General features: G+C 70.5%; 12 protein-coding genes and 1 tRNA gene. 6 read left to right on the top strand and 7 right to left on the bottom strand.

The window, feature by feature from the left end:
• Nucleotides 1-153: 153 nt before the first annotated feature.
• Nucleotides 154-1,122, bottom strand: coding sequence for an acyl-CoA desaturase (locus AC07EQ_RS35215; protein ID WP_478392146.1), 969 nt, complete (start codon nt 1,120-1,122; stop codon nt 154-156).
• A 417-nt stretch (nt 1,123-1,539) separates the two neighbouring features.
• Between AC07EQ_RS35215 and AC07EQ_RS35220 the strand changes: the two genes are divergently transcribed.
• The 4 genes from AC07EQ_RS35220 (at nt 1,540) to AC07EQ_RS35235 (ending at nt 6,325) form a co-directional block, all read left to right on the top strand.
• A tRNA-Gln gene (locus tag AC07EQ_RS35220) sits at nt 1,540-1,610 on the top strand.
• Nucleotides 1,611-1,687: 77 nt separating this feature from the next.
• The gene (locus AC07EQ_RS35225; protein WP_478392147.1) at nt 1,688-3,457 is read left to right on the top strand and encodes a tetratricopeptide repeat-containing diguanylate cyclase; all 1,770 of its coding nucleotides are present in this window, start codon (nt 1,688-1,690) and stop codon (nt 3,455-3,457) included.
• Nucleotides 3,458-3,800: 343 nt separating this feature from the next.
• Complete coding sequence (gene glmU / locus AC07EQ_RS35230) at nt 3,801-5,315, top strand: bifunctional UDP-N-acetylglucosamine diphosphorylase/glucosamine-1-phosphate N-acetyltransferase GlmU (RefSeq protein ID WP_478392148.1); 1,515 nt, start codon at nt 3,801-3,803, stop codon at nt 5,313-5,315.
• 38 nt (nt 5,316-5,353) lie between these two features.
• Nucleotides 5,354-6,325 carry a ribose-phosphate diphosphokinase gene (locus AC07EQ_RS35235; RefSeq protein ID WP_218157324.1) on the top strand — a complete coding sequence of 324 codons (972 nt, stop codon included), beginning with the start codon at nt 5,354-5,356 and terminating at the stop codon, nt 6,323-6,325.
• Nucleotides 6,326-6,695: 370 nt separating this feature from the next.
• Here the strand turns inward: AC07EQ_RS35235 and AC07EQ_RS35240 are convergent, their stop codons facing one another.
• The 3 genes from AC07EQ_RS35240 to AC07EQ_RS35250 all read right to left on the bottom strand — a co-directional run bounded on the left by AC07EQ_RS35240 (nt 6,696) and on the right by AC07EQ_RS35250 (nt 9,479).
• Nucleotides 6,696-7,313, bottom strand: coding sequence for a malonic semialdehyde reductase (locus tag AC07EQ_RS35240; protein ID WP_478392210.1), 618 nt, complete (start codon nt 7,311-7,313; stop codon nt 6,696-6,698).
• A gap of 160 nt (nt 7,314-7,473) precedes the next feature.
• Complete coding sequence (locus AC07EQ_RS35245) at nt 7,474-8,766, bottom strand: Nramp family divalent metal transporter (protein WP_478392149.1); 1,293 nt, start codon at nt 8,764-8,766, stop codon at nt 7,474-7,476.
• Between the two features lie 77 nt (nt 8,767-8,843).
• Nucleotides 8,844-9,479, bottom strand: a complete 636-nt coding sequence (locus AC07EQ_RS35250) for an NAD(P)-dependent oxidoreductase (RefSeq protein WP_478392150.1) — start codon at nt 9,477-9,479, stop codon at nt 8,844-8,846.
• Between the two features lie 366 nt (nt 9,480-9,845).
• Between AC07EQ_RS35250 and AC07EQ_RS35255 the strand changes: the two genes are divergently transcribed.
• Nucleotides 9,846-10,448, top strand: a complete 603-nt coding sequence (locus AC07EQ_RS35255) for a 50S ribosomal protein L25/general stress protein Ctc (RefSeq protein WP_478392151.1) — start codon at nt 9,846-9,848, stop codon at nt 10,446-10,448.
• Nucleotides 10,449-10,690: 242 nt separating this feature from the next.
• The gene (gene pth / locus AC07EQ_RS35260; protein ID WP_478392152.1) at nt 10,691-11,266 is read left to right on the top strand and encodes an aminoacyl-tRNA hydrolase; all 576 of its coding nucleotides are present in this window, start codon (nt 10,691-10,693) and stop codon (nt 11,264-11,266) included.
• Between the two features lie 73 nt (nt 11,267-11,339).
• Here pth and AC07EQ_RS35265 read toward each other — a convergent pair whose 3' ends face one another.
• The 3 genes from AC07EQ_RS35265 to AC07EQ_RS35275 all read right to left on the bottom strand — a co-directional run bounded on the left by AC07EQ_RS35265 (nt 11,340) and on the right by AC07EQ_RS35275 (nt 16,023).
• Nucleotides 11,340-12,992 carry a fatty acyl-AMP ligase gene (locus AC07EQ_RS35265; protein ID WP_478392153.1) on the bottom strand — a complete coding sequence of 551 codons (1,653 nt, stop codon included), beginning with the start codon at nt 12,990-12,992 and terminating at the stop codon, nt 11,340-11,342.
• A gap of 173 nt (nt 12,993-13,165) precedes the next feature.
• On the bottom strand, nt 13,166-14,947 hold the full coding sequence (locus AC07EQ_RS35270) for an ABC-F family ATP-binding cassette domain-containing protein (RefSeq protein WP_478392154.1): 1,782 nt from the start codon (nt 14,945-14,947) through the stop codon (nt 13,166-13,168).
• Between the two features lie 119 nt (nt 14,948-15,066).
• Nucleotides 15,067-16,023, bottom strand: coding sequence for a 4-(cytidine 5'-diphospho)-2-C-methyl-D-erythritol kinase (locus AC07EQ_RS35275; RefSeq protein ID WP_397526056.1), 957 nt, complete (start codon nt 16,021-16,023; stop codon nt 15,067-15,069).
• Nucleotides 16,024-16,045: the final 22 nt, after the last annotated feature.

Below are 16,045 nucleotides of genomic sequence, written 5' to 3' on the forward strand. Positions count from 1 at the left end.
TTTCGGCCGCGCCTCGGGTTCGGGCGCAGTCCGCCCGCGTCGCCGTGATACCACTCGCACAACCCTAAGGTGCTGGCCCGACACGCATGTCCAGGCCTGATGAAAAAGTGCCCGCGCGATTTCGCCGCGCGGGCACCTCGAACCGGTTGGGGATCAGCCCTTGTACTCGGTGACCGAGATCCGGGCGAGCCGCTTCTCGTTGGACCAGCGGACGTTCCAGGCCCAGCCGAGCTTCTCGAAGATCCAGATGACGCGCGCCGAGATGTCGATCTGGCCGCGCAGCACGCCGTGCCGGGCGCAGGTCGGGTCGGCGTGGTGCAGGTTGTGCCACGACTCGCCGAAGGACAGGATCGCCAGCGGCCAGAAGTTCGCCGCCTTGTCCCGGCTCTTGAACGGCCGCTCGCCGATCATGTGGCAGATCGAGTTCACCGACCAGGTCACGTGGTGCAGGAACGACACCCGGACCAGCCCGGCCCAGAAGAACGCGGTGAACGCGCCCCACAGCGACCAGGTGAACAGCCCGCCCAGCACGGCGGGCAGCACGAGGCTGAGGGCCGTCCACAGCGGGAACAGCCGGTTGACCTTCACCAGTTCCGCGTCCTTGAGCAGGTCCGGCGCGAAGCGGTCCTCGTTGGTCAGGTCGCGCTCGAACAGCCAGCCCATGTGCGCGTGCCAGAAGCCCTTCGCCAGCGCGGCGGGCGAGCTGCCGAAGCGCCACGGCGAGTGCGGGTCGCCCTCGCGGTCGGAGAAGGCGTGGTGCCGACGGTGGTCGGCGACCCACGTGATCGCCGGTCCCTGCACGGCCATCATGCCGAAGATGGCCAACGCGATCTTGACCCCGCGCTTGGCCTTGAACGAGCCGTGCGTGAAGTACCGGTGGAAGCCGACCGTCACACCCAGCCCCGACGCGAAGTAGAAGACCAGCGCCAAGCCGATGTCGACCCAGCCCAGGCCCCAGCCCCAGGCGGCCGGCACCGCCAGCAGGAGGGCGACGAACGGCACCAGTACGAACACGTACACCGACAGCTGCGCCACCCACGGTCGGGTGCCCGCGGTCAGGGGCTTCGGCCCGGACTCCGCGCCGGCCTCTGACGTGGCCACGCGCTCGGTTGCTGCGGTCATACTCATACCTCGAATGGCGTTGGGGAGGTGGGAAAACTACGGTCAGCGCCGGGAAATCACGGGCCCGCAACACCTCCACCCTACGGGACCGTAACCTACGCAAGCGTAAGTTATTCGATGCCGAATCGTCACCCCCGGACGGCACATTGCGGCGTGTCGCGCGCCTCCGGGCGTGTCCGAATCGCCCTCGTTCACCCGAACAGCGGTGATCTTGTACGCAACCGGTGGACGCTGATGCACGTCCCATTCACGTGCCAGCGCGCGAGGAGACCCGAGGACCCGCAAGCCCGACGCCGACCCGGCGGCCGGGTCATGTCACGATGTCGGCCGGGTACCACCGCCTGTCGGCCCGGGCCGGTAAGCTCGGGCCGCGGTGCCGGGGATCACAAACCGGCATCGCGGGCAGACAGCGCCCGATCCGCCGTGGTGTAAAGGCAGCACCTCGGATTTTGGTTCCGATGGTCCAGGTTCGAATCCTGGCGGCGGAGCGAGCGGTCCTCCCGGACCCGGCGCGGCGCGCAGCCCCTCGTGAGGCCCAGCGCGCCGCCCGGGCCGCCGGGGAGCGATGGTGAACAGGGGGTGTGCGCCGCTGCGCGACGACACGACCGCCGTGCGCGAAGACCCGATGACCACGCTGAGCGAGGTGTCCGACGCCTGGCTGGTGGGGCGCGCACGCGAACTCAACGCAGTCGGCCAGCACAGCGATGCGTCCGGCCAGCGAAGCACCATCCGCGAGGCGGACGACCTGCTCGCCGAGGCCCAGCGGCGCGGCGAGCCGCGCATCGTCGGCCAGCTCCTGCGGCACTGCGCCTCGATGCGGCTGACGACACCCGGCCTGGTCGACAGCGCCGATCCGCTGCTCGACGAACTCCTCATGCACACCCGCCGGCACGGGCTGCGGGTCCTGGAAGCCGACGCGCACGCGCTGCGCAGCCGGCGCGCGCTGATCGGCGGCAGCGAGGACAGCGCGCTGACCGAGGTGGCGCACGGCCTGGCGATGCTCGACGACGAGCTGGTCCCGGACCGCACGCTGGGCCGCCGGTCGTGGGAGCGGCTGCTGGCCACCTCGCTGATCGACATCGGCCTGGTGCTCACCCAGCTCGGCGTCTACGAGACGGCCGACGAGGTGATGACCCGCGCCCACCAGCGGATCCGGGAGAGCGGCGGCCCGCACGAGATCGCGGTGCACATGATCAACCGGTGCCGGATGCTGCTCGGCTGGGGCCTGCGGCTGGAGCGCATCGGGCAGTACGAGGAGGCGAACACCCGGTTCGACACCGCCTCGCAGATCGCCGTCGCGGTGGAGGGCCCGTGGCGGGAGTCGCTGTTCCCCCGCGTGTCCGACCGCCCCGCCGCCGAACAGGTCCCGGTGCTCGGTGCCGCCCACGCGCTGGCCCAGCCGCACATCGAGTACATCGAGCGGCTGGAGGTGCTGCGCAGCCTGGACCGGGCGATCCACCCGCGGGAGGAGATCATCGTCGCGATCGCGCTGTCCCGGTGCCTGACCATCGCGGATCGCAGCGAGGAGGCGGTGCAGGTGCTGTCCGATGCCCGCGCCGACCTGGAGACCGACACTTCGGAGCCGACGCTGCGGATCTCGCTGGCCCGGGAGCACGCGCACCTGGTCGACCACGGCGGCCGCCGCCCCGCCGCGCTGCGGGACTACGCGCTGGAGCTGGAGACCGAGCTGTGGGCGATGCGCCAGGCCCGGCTGTCCACTTTGGTCATCAGGCTGGAGAACTCGCGGCTGACCCACAAGCACGACGCGATCACCCGGCAGGCGCTGCAGGATCCGCTCACCGGCCTCTCCAACCGCCGCGCGCTGGACGACCGGCTGGAGACGATGCTCAACGCGCCCGACGCGCAGCCGCTGGCGGTGGCGCTGGTGGACCTCGACGGGTTCAAGGGCGTCAACGACCGCTGCTCGCACGCGGAAGGCGACGACGTGCTGCGCACGGTCGCGATGACCTTGCGCGACACGTTGCGCGTCGACGACTTCGTGGCCCGCTACGGCGGTGACGAGTTCGTCGTGCTGCTGCCGGGCGCGACGCTCGGCGCCGCCGAGGCGGCGCTGCAGCGCACCACCGAGGCCGTCGACAGCCTGCCGAGCGAGGTCTCGTACGGGGTGACCCTGTCGATCGGCGTCGTCGCGATGCGCCCGCAGGAATCGGCCGCGCAGGTGCTGGCTCGCGCGGATGCCGCGATGTACCAGGCCAAGCGCGGCGGCGGCAACCGCGTCTCGGCGTTCTCCGGCGTGACCGCCACGCCGCCGAGCAGCCCGCCGGCCGAGGGCCCGGCGGATCACTCGGTGTGGATTCCCCCGGACGCTCTCTAACCCGATCAGGTGCGGCCTGGCGGCCTCCCCCGCCGGGCCGCGCCGACCGGACCTGCCGTTCGGTCGGCGCGGAATCACCCGTGTGATCGGCCACAGCGAGGCCCGCCGCGGACCGCCACGAGTGCATCGAAGATCACATAACCGCAGCTAGAAGGCTGGCTTCGAGCACGTATTAGGGCCGGTCGGCGGTACCATCACATCCGCTGGACAGGCGCGCAGGGGCACCGGAGCCGTGGGGGTACCGGGCCGGTTACCCTTCACCCGCTTGGACGCAACAGGCACCGTCGGCCCGACGGCTGAACCACGCCGCCGAGCCGCATCTAGAGATCAAGGGAGAGCGCTGATGCTCCAGGGCGACACCGCCCAGCCCTCCTCCCGCAGCGATGCGTCTTCGGAAACCGTCAGCACGATCGTGCTCGCCGCGGGCGAGGGCACTCGGATGCGATCGGCGACGCCGAAGGTCCTGCACCGGCTTGCGGGCAGGCCCCTGGTCGAACACGCCGTGCGCGCCGCGGCCGGTCTCGACCCCGACTCGCTGGTGGTCGTGCTGGGGCACGGCCGCGACGCCGTGGCCGAGCACCTGACCGGCCTGGCCGACGCCCTGGACCGCACGGTCGTCACCGCGGTGCAGGAGGAGCAGCTCGGCACCGGACACGCTGTCTCCTGCGGGCTTTCCGAGCTGCCGTCCGGCCTCACGGGCACGGTGCTGGTCAGCTACGGCGACGTGCCGCTGCTCGACAGCGAAGCGCTGCACGCCCTGCTCTCCGAACACCGCGAAGCCGGCAACGCCGTCACAGTGCTGACCGCGGTCGTCGACGAGCCGACCGGCTACGGCCGGATGCTGCGCGATTCCGACGGCCAGGTGACCGGGATCGTCGAGCAGAAGGACGCCACCCCCGAGCAGGCGGCGATCACCGAGATCAACTCCGGCGTCTACGCCTTCGACGCGGAAGTGCTCGCCGACGCGCTCAAGCGGCTGTCCACCGACAACGCCCAGGGCGAGCTCTACCTGACCGACGTGCTGTCGATCGCGCGCGGCGACGGCCGCCCGGTCGGCGCGCTGATCTGCACCGACCCGTGGCTGGTCGAGGGCGTGAACGACCGGGTGCAGCTGGCCCGCCTCGGCGCCGAGCTCAACCGCCGGCTGCTGCTGCGCTGGATGCACGCGGGCGTCACGATCATCGACCCGAACTCGGTGTGGCTGGACTGCGACGTGGAGCTGGACCGCGACGTCCTGCTGGAGCCGGGCGTGCAGCTGCGCGGCGGCACCAAGGTCGGCGAGGGCGCGGTCGTCGGCCCGGACACCACGCTCACCGGCTGCGTGATCCACCCCGGCGCGTCGGTCGTGCGCACCCACGGCGAGGGCGCCGAGATCGGGCCGGACGCCAAGGTCGGGCCGTTCGCGTTCCTGCGCCCCGGCACCCGGCTCGGCACCAAGGGCAAGATCGGCACCTTCGTCGAGACCAAGAACGCCGCGATCGGCGACGGCACCAAGGTGCCGCACCTGAGCTACGTCGGCGACGCGACGATCGGCGAGCAGAGCAACATCGGCGCCGCCACGGTCTTCGTCAACTACGACGGGGTGGCCAAACACCACACCGTGATCGGATCACACGCCCGGACCGGCGCGGACAACATGTTCGTCGCCCCGGTGGAGATCGGCGACGGCGCCTACACCGCCGCCGGCTCGGTGATCACCCAGGATGTCCCGCCCGGCGCGATGGCGGTCGCCCGCGGGAAGCAGAGCAACATCGAAGGCTGGGTCGCCAGACGCCGCCCCGGTACCGCCGCAGACCAGGCCGCACAACAGGCTTTGTCGAAAGAACCGACCACCAATCCGACGAATGGCGCCCAATGACGGGCGTCTTACGGGGAGGGACGATGACCGTGAGTGCGATGTCTGCGACTCCGAAGAAGAGCCTGAAGCTCTTCTCCGGCAGCAGTCACCCGGAACTTGCCGAGGAGGTGGCCAAGCAGCTCGACGTAACGGTCACGCCCCAGGCTGCCTACAAGTTCGCCAACGGCGAGATCTTCGTGCGCTACGACGAGTCGGTTCGCGGGTGCGACGCCTTCGTCATCCAGTCGCACTGCAACCCGCTCAACGACGCGATCATGGAACAGCTGATCATGGTGGACGCGCTCAAGCGCGCCAGCGCCAAGCGCATCACCGTGGTCATGCCGTTCTACGGCTACGCCCGCCAGGACAAGAAGCACAAGGGCCGCGAGCCGATCTCGGCGCGGCTGATGGCGGACCTGTTCAAGACCGCCGGCGCGGACCGGATCATGGCGGTGGACCTGCACACCGACCAGATCCAGGGCTTCTTCGACGGCCCGGTGGACCACCTGATGGCCCAGAAGCTGCTGGCCAGCTACATGCGCGACACCTACGCGGGCGAGCAGATCACCGTGGTCTCCCCCGACTCGGGCCGGGTCCGGGTGGCGGAGAAGTGGGCCGACGACCTCGGCGGCACGCCGCTGGCGTTCATCCACAAGACCCGCGACCCCAGCAAGCCCAACCAGGTGGTCGCCAACCGCGTCGTCGGTGACGTCGAGGGCCGGCTGTGCGTGCTGGTCGACGACATGATCGACACCGGCGGCACGATCACCAAGGCCACCGAGCAGCTGCTGGCGGCGGGCGCGAAGGACGTCATCATCGCGGCCACCCACGCGGTGCTGTCCGGCCCGGCGGTGGAGCGGCTGTCGTCCTGCGGCGCGAAGGAGGTCGTGCTGACCAACACGCTGCCGATCCCGGAAGAGCGCCGGTTCCCGAACCTGACGGTCCTGTCGATCGCCCCGCTGGTCGCGGAGGCGATCCACCAGGTCTTCGAGGACGGCTCGGTCACCAGCCTCTTCGACGGCCGCGCCTGATCCGGCGGCGCCTCCCGAGGCGCCCGCGGTCCAGCGGCGAAGAACCTCGAACGGCCCCGGTCCACTTCGGACCGGGGCCGTTCGAGGTTCGAGGCCCGAGGTTCGAGGTTCGAGGCCCGAGGTTCGAGGTTCGAGGCCCGAGGTTCGAGGTTCGAGGCCCGAGGTTCGAGGTTCGAGGTTCGAGGCCCGAGGTTCGAGGTTCCGCAATTTCAATGGAAATCGAACCTCTGATTTCCATTGAAATTGCGGAAGTTGTCCACAGGCATCGGCGTGTCGGGGTGCGACACGCCGATGGTCCGCAATTTCCATTGAAATTGGATCTTCGATTTCAATGGAAATTGCGGACCACTCGTGGGGACTGGGTGGGGGATCAGACGGTGGTGACGACCTCGTCGTAGTCGAGACGGGGCAGGCGGTCGAACCAGGGGTTCTCGCCCGGCTTGCCGATGTTGACCACGACCAGCGCCTGCTGCTTGCCGCCCGGGAAGAACTCCGCGTCGAGGCCCGCCTTGTCGAAGCCGGTCATCGGACCGGCCACCAGCCCGGCGGCGCGCACGCCGAGGATGAAGTACGCGACCTGCAGGCTCGCGTTGAGCTTCGCGTTGGTCAGCCGGAGGTCGTCGTTGCCGGCGAACATCTCCCGGACGCCCTCCGCGTGCGGGAACACCCGCGGCAGGTTCTCGTGGAAGTCGGTGTCGGCGGCCAGGATCGCCACCAGCGGGGCCTTCTCGGTCTTGGCCCGGTTGCCCTCCATCAGGTGCGGCAGCAGGCGCTGCCTGCCCTCGTCGGAGCGCACCAGCACGATGCGCAGCGGCTGCTGGTTCATCGACGTCGGGGCCCACTTGACCAGGTCGTAGACGGCCTGGATCTGCTCGTCGGTGACCGGCTCGTCGCTGAAGCTGTTGGCGGTGCGGGCCTCGCGGAACAGCAGGTTCTGGGCGTCCGCGCCGAGCACCAGCTGCTCGGCCTGGTCGATCGCGGTCATGATCTCACTCCTGGAATCGGGTTCGGTGCGCTGAGTCCGACCGCCCTCGCGCCGGGCCGGGCGATCCTCCCCCCCATCCCAACATTATTGAACCTTCAAGCATTCCCGAGTCGGCAAAGTGTTACCCGCACCACTCCCGGCCATGCGGCCCGACGCGATCGGCCTACTCGAAGATCCCGATCAACTCGTTGACCGCGACCCCGACGAACAGCAGCAGGCACAGCACCAACAGCGAGTTGGAAAGCCACCGCGAACGGTACGCCGCGGGCATCATCGTCTTGGAATTCAGCAGCACCAGCAGGGTGCCCGCCAGGAACGGCATGAACAACGCCCCCAGCACCCCGTACACGACGGTCAACTGGAACGGCTTGCCCAGGAACAACAGCAGCATCGGCGGGAAGGTCAACCACAGCAGGTACACCCGGTATGGCGTGCTGTGCATCCCGGCCTTGTGGTCGTAGTCGACCGAGGTCTCCGGCGGCGCTTCCTTCGGCATCCGCCAGGTCCGCCACCAGTCCGCGAACAGCAGGCTCACGCCGTTCCACACCCCGATCACCGAGCTGAACGCGACCGCGAAGAAGCCGATCAGGAACGGGATCCGCGCCCAATGCCCGTAGTCGGCGGCCAGCGTGTCGCCGAGCGTCAGCAAGCCCTTGTCGTCCTCGGTCAGGTCATGGCCGAGCAGGATCTCCGCACCCACCACCAGCATCGCGACCACGAAGATTCCGGTGGTGATGTAGCCGACCGCATTGTCGGTGCGCATGAACGGGATCCAGCGCGGCGCCCGCCAGCCCTTGGCGAAGGTCCAATAGCCGTAGGCGGCCATGGTGATCGTGCCACCGACGCCGCCCATCAGGCCGAGGACGTAGGCGACCGAGCCCTCGGGCAGCGTCGGCACCAGGCCCTTGGCCAGCTCCGGCAGGTTCGGTCCGACCAGGACCGCGGTGCCCACCACGGTCACGAACATGACCCCGACGAGCGCGGTCATGATCTTCTCCAGCAACCCGTAGCGGCCGAACCACACCAGCACCAGCCCGAGCAGCCCGCAGATGATCGCCCAGCCGCTCACCGGCAGCGCCGGGAGCAGTGCGTTCAGCGGCAGCGCCGAAGCCGACATCGCAGTCGCGCCGTAGATGAATCCCCAAATGACGGCGTAGACGCCGAAGTATCCGGTCGCCCAACGACCCAGGGTTCGCCAACCGGAAAGCATCGTGCGGTTGGAAGCCAAGTGCCAGCGGCCCACTGCCTCGCCGAGCGACAGCTTGAAGACGCTTCCCAGCACGACCGCCCAGAACAGCGCGTACCCGTAGCGGGAACCGGCAACGAGGGTGGCGACCAGGTCACCGGCCCCCACACCGGTCGCGGCGGCCATGATGCCGGGCCCGACCTGCCTGAATCTGGCCCGCCAGGTCGGCTTGGGTACGGCGGCGTCCGGGTTGTTCGCGTCTGCGGCCATACTGGGAAGCTAACCCGGCGCGCCGGGGTTCATCGATCGCCGCGACCGGACCGTGTCGTCTCCGCACCCGTTCGATCTCAGTAGCCGACCGTGAAGCGCCGCCGCCGGTGCGCGGGCTTCTCCAGCTCGTCGACGAACGCGATCGCGTAGTCCTCGCCGCCGATCGCGGAGTTGCCGTCGGCGTCGGTCACCAGCAGGTCGCCGCCGAGCCGGTAGGAGCCGGTCCGCGCGCCCGGAGCGTAGGCGCCGAACGTCCCCGCCGGGCTGAGGTAGAACCAGTCCACCCCGGCGGGCGCCTGCTGGAGCGCCGCGAGCACCTCGGCGTGCGCGCCGGCCTCCGGCTTGAACTCGTCCGGGAACCCGGGCGTGTCGATCACCCGCGGACCGTCCTCGGACACGCGGAGGCTTCCCGCGCCACCGACCACGCCGATCCGCAGGCCGTGCCGCTCTGCCGCCGCGAACAGCGTGGGCACCGCGTCGAGCAGCTTCGTGCCGTCGGGCATCGGCCGGGCCGGGATGGCCACCAGCAGCGCGTCCGCGCCCGCCGCCACGTCGAGCACGAACTGCTCGTCGTGCAGCGAACCCGCTTTCCCGGGCTCGGCCGACGACTCGGCGCTCCGGGCCACGCCGATCACCTCGTGGCCGCGCCGCTTCGCCTCCCGCCGGATCGCGCCGCCGGCGTAGCCGGTCGCGCCGAACAGGACCAGTCGCATCGCATCCTCCTTCTGTGCTGGTCACCGACGCTAACCACTGGTTACCGGTGACTTCAACGTGCGCTGAGTTCCTGCGGGTGACCATTGGGCGAGCACGACCGGAACCGGGTGGGGTCACCCGTGCGAAAACGACTATGCAAGCACCGTTTAGACTATTCGGGTTGCCTCGGCGAGGTCGGGACGTTCGCCCGGCGTGATCGGCGCGGTGGCACGGTGGCCGCCGACCACTTTGGTTGGCGCACTGATGTCGCTCACACCCCGGGTGCCCGTTCGGCACCGCGTCGTAATCACGCCAGTAGCGCGCCCCACCGCCGCAGGCCAGCGACCAATTCACGTTCCGCCCGACGTCATGAGGAGTGCACCACCGTGTCCGAGGTACGTATCGCCGTCGAGCAGCGCACCGAGTTCGGCAAGGGAGCGGCCCGCCGCACCCGCCGCGCCGGCAAGATCCCCGCGGTGCTCTACGGTCATGGCTCCGACCCGAAGCACCTGTCCCTGCCCTCCGTGGAGTTCGCCCGCGCGATCCGCGAGAACGGGCACAACGCGGTGCTGACGCTTGATGTGTCCGGGGGCGACAGCGAGCTCGCCCTCACCAAGACCATCACCACGCACCCGATCAAGAACTACATCGAGCACGTCGACCTGCTGCTGGTCAAGCGCGGCGAGAAGGTCACCGTCGCGGTGCCGGTCGTGCTGGTCGGCGAGGCCGGCCCCGGCGGCCTGGTCAGCCAGGAGATCACCGAGGTCGAGATCGAGGCCGAGGCCCTGCACATCCCCGAGCAGCTGGAGCTGTCGATCGCCGGTGCCGAGATCGGCACCCAGCTCCACGCCTCCGACATCCAGCTGCCCGCGGGCAGCACGCTGCAGGCCGACCCCGAGGCGCTGGTCGTCAACGTCAGCGAGGCCGCGGCTTCGATGGCCGAGGAAGCCGCCGCCTCGACCGAAGGCGAGACCGCCGAAGAGGCCTGAGCCTCCGACGTCGGGCGCACCGCGCGCCGTCCCGATCCATCCGATCGGGGCGGCGCGCTGCGTGCCATCCAGGGTCTGTTCCGCAAGCGGCGTCGGCCGCTTGCGGTGTGGGCCCCAGCTTGCACCGCCGCGAGTTCTCAGGGGTTTTCTCGCCCCGACGTGGTGAATCGGCGTCGGCGATCCCGCAGGGGGGCCGCCCAAGCCACCTTCGACACAGTCCTCAGAGCAGGAGACTTCTTCCCGTGAGCACTCCGGACTCGGTCGCTCTGATCGTCGGACTCGGCAATCCCGGGCCGCGCTACGAGGGGAACCGGCACAACATCGGTTTCCTGGTCGCCGACGAGCTCGCCGACCGGATCGGCGGGAAGTTCAAGGCGCACAAGGCCGGTGCCGACGTCGTCGAGGGACGGCTGGCCGGCGCGCGCGCCGTGCTGGTGAAGCCGCGCTCGTTCATGAACCTCTCCGGCGGGCCGGTGGCCGGCGCGGTGAAGTTCTACAAGGCGCCGCCGGAATCCGTGATCGTGATCCACGACGAGCTCGACCTGCCGTTCGGCACCATCCGGCTCAAGCGCGGCGGCGGCGAGAACGGCCACAACGGGCTGCGTTCGATCAGCAAGTCCATCGGCACCCGCGACTACCTGCGGGTCCGCTTCGGCATCGGCCGTCCGCCCGGCCGGATGGACCCGGCCGACTACGTCCTCAAGGACTTCTCCGGTGCCGAGCGCAAGGAGCTCGCGTACTTCATCGACGTCTGCGCGGACGCGGTGGAGGCCCTGGTCACCGGCGGCCTCGAAGCCGCCCAGAACCGCTTCCACTGACGCCACAGGCGGCGATTTCGCGCGAAATCGCCGCCCCACATGGCCACCGGATCGGCGCGATCGTCCAGGTTGGTCAGTCGTTGGGGACCAGGGACGCCGTGGCGGCCCTCTTGAGCTTCCCCGACGGAGTCTTGGGCAGCGAGCCCGGCTGCAGCACGACGACCGCCGACGGGCGCACGCCCACCGCGTCGACGATGCGCGCCGCGACCTCCTTGCGCAGTGCCTTCTCCGCTGACTCGTCACCCGCCAGGCGCGACTCCAGCACCACCGCGAACCGCTCGCGCCGGCTCCCGGCGTCCTGCCGGACCGCGGCGGCGTTGCCCGCGCGCACGCCCTCGACCTGGCAGGCGGCCCGCTCGATGTCCACCGGGTAGATGTTGCGGCCGCCCATGATGATCACGTCCTTGCGGCGCCCGCAGATCACCACCTGGCCGTCGACCAGGTAGCCCTCGTCCCCGGTGTCCAGCCAGCCGTCATCGTCCTGCGTGGACAGCGGGCCGTCCATCGTCAGGTAGCCGGGCGTCACCGCTTCGCCCCGGATCCGCAGCCGCCCCACCTGCCGCTCCTCCAGCCGCCGGCCCGAGTCGTCGACGACGTCGACCTCCAAGCCCGGCAACGGGTTTCCCAGCAACGCGAACCGCCGCGCCCGCTCGGCGTCCGGCGATGCGGGTTCGGCACGCCGCTGCTGCTCCAGCGCATCCGCGTTGACGATGTCGACCTCGAGCCCGCGCCCCAGCGGCGCGAACGACACCGCGAGCGTGGCCTCTGCCATCCCGAACGCGCACACCATGCAGTCCGGGCTCAGCCCGAACCTGGCTCCCGCGTCGGTGAACGCCTGCGCCGCCGCCGGATCGATCGGTTCGGCGCCGTTGAGCGTGAACCGCAGGCTCGACAGGTCGAAGTCGCCGTCGTCGGCGCGGGCCATCCGGCGGCCGACGATCGCGTAGGCGAAGTTCGGCGCGGCGGTCACGGTCCCCCGGTAGCGGCTGATCAGCTCGGGCCAGAGCAGCGGCCGGGTCAGGAAGTCGGCCGGGGTGACCTTGACCGCCGACATGCCGATCGCCATCGGCACCGTCAGGCAGCCGACCATCCCCATGTCGTGGAACAGCGGCAGCCAGGACACCGCGACGTCGTGCGCGGGATCGAGCTGGGCGGCGGTGACCATCGCCCGCAGGTTGGCGTAGAGGTTGCCGTGGGTGATCCGCACGGCCTTGGGGTCGGCGGTGGAGCCGCTGGTCAGCTGCAGCAGCGCGGTCGCGTCCTCGTCGACGTCGACCGGCTCGGCGAGCGGTTCGCCGTCGGTGAGCCCGGCCAGGTTCCGGTAGCCGATCGCGTTCTCCTCCAGCACGCCGGCCAAGTCCTCGAACGGGGCGCCCAGCAGCACCAGCCGGGCGCCGATCATCTTGAGCACCCGGACGGTGTCCTCGGCCCAGTGCGCGAGGTCGGTGCGCGGCGTCGGCTGGTGCAGCATCGTCACGCTGCCGCCGCCGAGCCACACGGCCTGCACGGCGGGAGCGATCAGGCCGGGGTCGGCGGCGAGGATCGCGACGACCCGCCCGGGCCCGAGGTCGTCGCCCAGCGACCCGGCCATCCGCAGCGCGTCGGCGTGCACCTCCGCCCACGTCCGGAACCACGGCTGCTCGGGCTCGCCCGTCGTGAGCCCCCGCGCCTGCGGACCGGAGTTGTCCCGCGCGGACGCCACCAATGTCTCCACGAACCGACTCATGTGACGCAGCTTACGAGCACGGTGATCGCGCGCACAGGTTTCGCCACAACGCGCACTCATCGAGCGCCCCCGCAAGGGCGAAGATCCCGATTTTAGGCAAAATCAGGAGTCACCCCGCGCCTCCCGGACGCGAGGAGGACGCCCATTTTTAGGCAAAATCGAAAGCCGCCGGGTCAGCCGAGCTGGTCGGCGAGCTCCATCCAGCGCGTTTCGACCTCGTCCTTCTCCTGCTGAAGCCCGCGCAGCTCCGCGTTCAGCTCCGCCAGCCGCTCCGGCGCTGTCGCGGCCTCCGCGAGCTTCTCGTGCAGCCGCGCTTCGCGCTCCGCGAGCTTGTCGAGCTGACGCTCGCAGCGCGCGAGCTCCTTGCGCGCCGCGTGCTCCTCCGCTCCGGAGAGCCCTCGCGGCTTCGCCGCGTCGGTCGCCTGCTTGCCGACGCTGCCTTCGGCCGCTTCCAGCAGCGACTGACGCCGCTGCAGGTACTCGTCGATGCCGCCCGGCAGGTGCGTGAGGCCGCCGTCGCCGAACAGCGCGTGCACGCTGTCGCACACGCGCTCCACCAGGTAGCGGTCGTGGGAGACGACCACCAGCGTGCCCGGCCAGGTGTCGAGCAGGTCTTCGAGCTGCTGCAGGGTGTCGATGTCGAGGTCGTTGGTGGGCTCGTCGAGGATCAGCACGTTCGGCTCGGCCATCAGCAACCGGGCCAGCTGCAGTCGGCGGCGCTCGCCGCCGGAGAGGTCTTCGACGGGCGTCCACTGCCGCCCCTTGCCGAAGCCGAAGCGCTCGCCGAGCTGCGAGGCGGACAGCTCGTACTTGCCGAGGGTGACCCGCTCGGCGACGTTCTCGATCGCCTCCAAAACCCGCCAGTGCCCGGGCAGGTCGTGCAGTTCCTGGGTCAGGTGCGCCAGCCGCACCGTCTTGCCCTCGATGCGCTTGCCCGCGTCGGCTTCGCGTTCGCCGGCGAGCAGTTTCAGCAGCGTCGTCTTGCCGGAGCCGTTGACGCCGACCAGGCCGATCCGGTCGCCGGGGCCGATGCGCCAGGTGACGCCGTCCAGCAGCGTGCGGTCGGCGATCCGGAGGTCGACGTCCTCCAGCTCCAGCACCGTCTTCCCGAGGCGGCGCTTGGCGAAAGCCACCAGCTCGACGGTGTCGCGCGGCGGCGGCACGTCGGCGATCAGCGCCTCGGCCGCCTCCATCCGGTACCGGGGCTTGGAGGTGCGGGCCTTCGCGCCGCGCTGCAGCCACGCGAGTTCCTTGCGCGCGAGGTTCTGCCGCTTCTCCTCCGCCTGCTGGGCGATGCGGGCGCGTTCGGCGCGGGCGAAGACCCAGTCGGCGTAGCCGCCTTCGTACTGCTCCACGCGGCCCTGGACGACCTCCCAGGTGCGGTTGCAGACGGTGTCCAGGAACCAGCGGTCGTGGGTGACGATCACCAGCGCGCACTTGCGCTCCAGCAGGTGATCGGCCAGCCAGTGCACGCCCTCGACGTCCAGGTGGTTGGTCGGCTCGTCCAGCACCAGCAGGTCCAGATCGCGCACCAGCGCGGCGGCCAGCGCGACGCGGCGGCGCTCGCCGCCGGAGAAGTCGGTGACCGGGGTGTCCAGGCCGAGGCGGGTCATGCCGAGGCCGCTGAGCACCGAGCGCACCTGCGGGTCGGCGGCCCATTCGTGCTCGGCGCTGAAGCCGTGCGGGTCGAGCACCGCGTTGCGCACCGTGGAGTCGGCGGGCAGCTCGGTTCGCTGCGTGACGACGGCCATCCGCAGGTCGCGGCTCTGGCTGGCCCGGCCGCTGTCGGGCTCCGCGAGGCCGGCGAGCACCTCCAGCAGCGTGGTCTTGCCGCCGCCGTTGAGGCCGACGACCCCGATGCGCTCCCCTGCCGAGACCCCGAGCGAGACGCCGTCCAGCAGCGGGCGCACGCCATAGCTCTTGCTGACCGATTCCAGATTGACCAGGTTCACCATCGGGTGTTCGTCTACTCCATCAACTGCGTTGCGTGATCACGGGCTGGTGCCCCGGCCCAAGTTTCAATTGAAACTGCAGACCGGAGTCCTAGGCGTGCAGTTTCGATTGAAACCGCACTTCAGGCGTGGACCTGGGGCGGGGTGGGCCGGTGGGCGGGCTCTTCGGAGACCACTCGGGCTCCGGGGACGGGGCCGTGGGCGACGCGGACCGTGCGGCACACGCCGGCGCCGGAGAGCTCGGCCGCCACCCGGACCGCCGAATCCGCGTCGGTGCAGAGGAAGGCACAGGTCGGGCCCGAGCCCGAGACGATCCCGGCGAGCGCCCCCGCCTGCACGCCCGCGCGCAGCGTGCGCCGCAGCCCGGGGCGCAGCGACACGGCCGCCGCCTGCAGGTCGTTGCCCAGCAGCAGGGCGAGCTGCCGCGGGTCGCCGGAGGCCAGCGCCTCCAGCAGCGGCTCGACCTCCCCGACGCGGTTCGGCTTCGACTCCGCCCGCAGCCGGTCGAGTTCGGTGTAGACGCCGGGCGTGCCCAGGCCGCGGCGATCGAGCGCGATGACCCAGTGGAAGGTGTGCCGCGCCAGCACCGGCACGAGCCGCTCGCCGCGGCCGGTGCCCAGCGCCGTGCCGCCCTGCAGCGAGAACGGGACGTCGCTGCCCAGCTTCGCGGCGATCTCGCTGAGGTCGTCGCGGCCCAGCTCCAGCCGCCAGAGGTGGTTCAGCGCCAGCAGCGTCGCCGCCGCGTCGGCACTGCCCCCGGCCATCCCGCCGGCGACCGGGATGCCCTTGTTGATCGACAGCCGCACCCCGGGTTCTTCCGGATCGCGCCCGCTGTGCTCGGCGAGCAGCTGCACGGCCTTCCAAGCCAGGTTGCTGGGGCCGGTGGGCACCGAATCCGCACCATCGCCGTGCACGTCGATGCCGGGTTCCTCGGCGACCAGCACGGTGACCTCGTCGGTCATCGACAGCGCCTGGAAGACGGTGACCAGCTCGTGGTAGCCGTCCGGGCGCGGGTCCCCGACCGACAGGTGCAGGTTCACCTTGGCGGGAACGCGAACGGTGATGGGGGTAGGAACCACGGAGAGCACTCTTAGAGCGTAC

The organism is Saccharopolyspora sp. NPDC045839 (genome assembly GCF_056431645.1).

What these genes read in the sequence shown, in the direction of transcription:
- AC07EQ_RS35215 (WP_478392146.1), bottom strand. Translation starts at nt 1,122, where the DNA reads ATGACCGCAGCAACCGAGCGCGTGGCCACGTCAGAGGCCGGCGCGGAG.
- AC07EQ_RS35225 (WP_478392147.1), top strand. Translation starts at nt 1,688, where the DNA reads ATGGTGAACAGGGGGTGTGCGCCGCTGCGCGACGACACGACCGCCGTG.
- glmU (WP_478392148.1), top strand. Translation starts at nt 3,801, where the DNA reads ATGCTCCAGGGCGACACCGCCCAGCCCTCCTCCCGCAGCGATGCGTCT.
- AC07EQ_RS35235 (WP_218157324.1), top strand. Translation starts at nt 5,354, where the DNA reads ATGTCTGCGACTCCGAAGAAGAGCCTGAAGCTCTTCTCCGGCAGCAGT.
- AC07EQ_RS35245 (WP_478392149.1), bottom strand. Translation starts at nt 8,766, where the DNA reads ATGGCCGCAGACGCGAACAACCCGGACGCCGCCGTACCCAAGCCGACC.
- AC07EQ_RS35250 (WP_478392150.1), bottom strand. Translation starts at nt 9,479, where the DNA reads ATGCGACTGGTCCTGTTCGGCGCGACCGGCTACGCCGGCGGCGCGATC.
- AC07EQ_RS35265 (WP_478392153.1), bottom strand. Translation starts at nt 12,992, where the DNA reads ATGAGTCGGTTCGTGGAGACATTGGTGGCGTCCGCGCGGGACAACTCC.
- AC07EQ_RS35270 (WP_478392154.1), bottom strand. Translation starts at nt 14,947, where the DNA reads ATGGTGAACCTGGTCAATCTGGAATCGGTCAGCAAGAGCTATGGCGTG.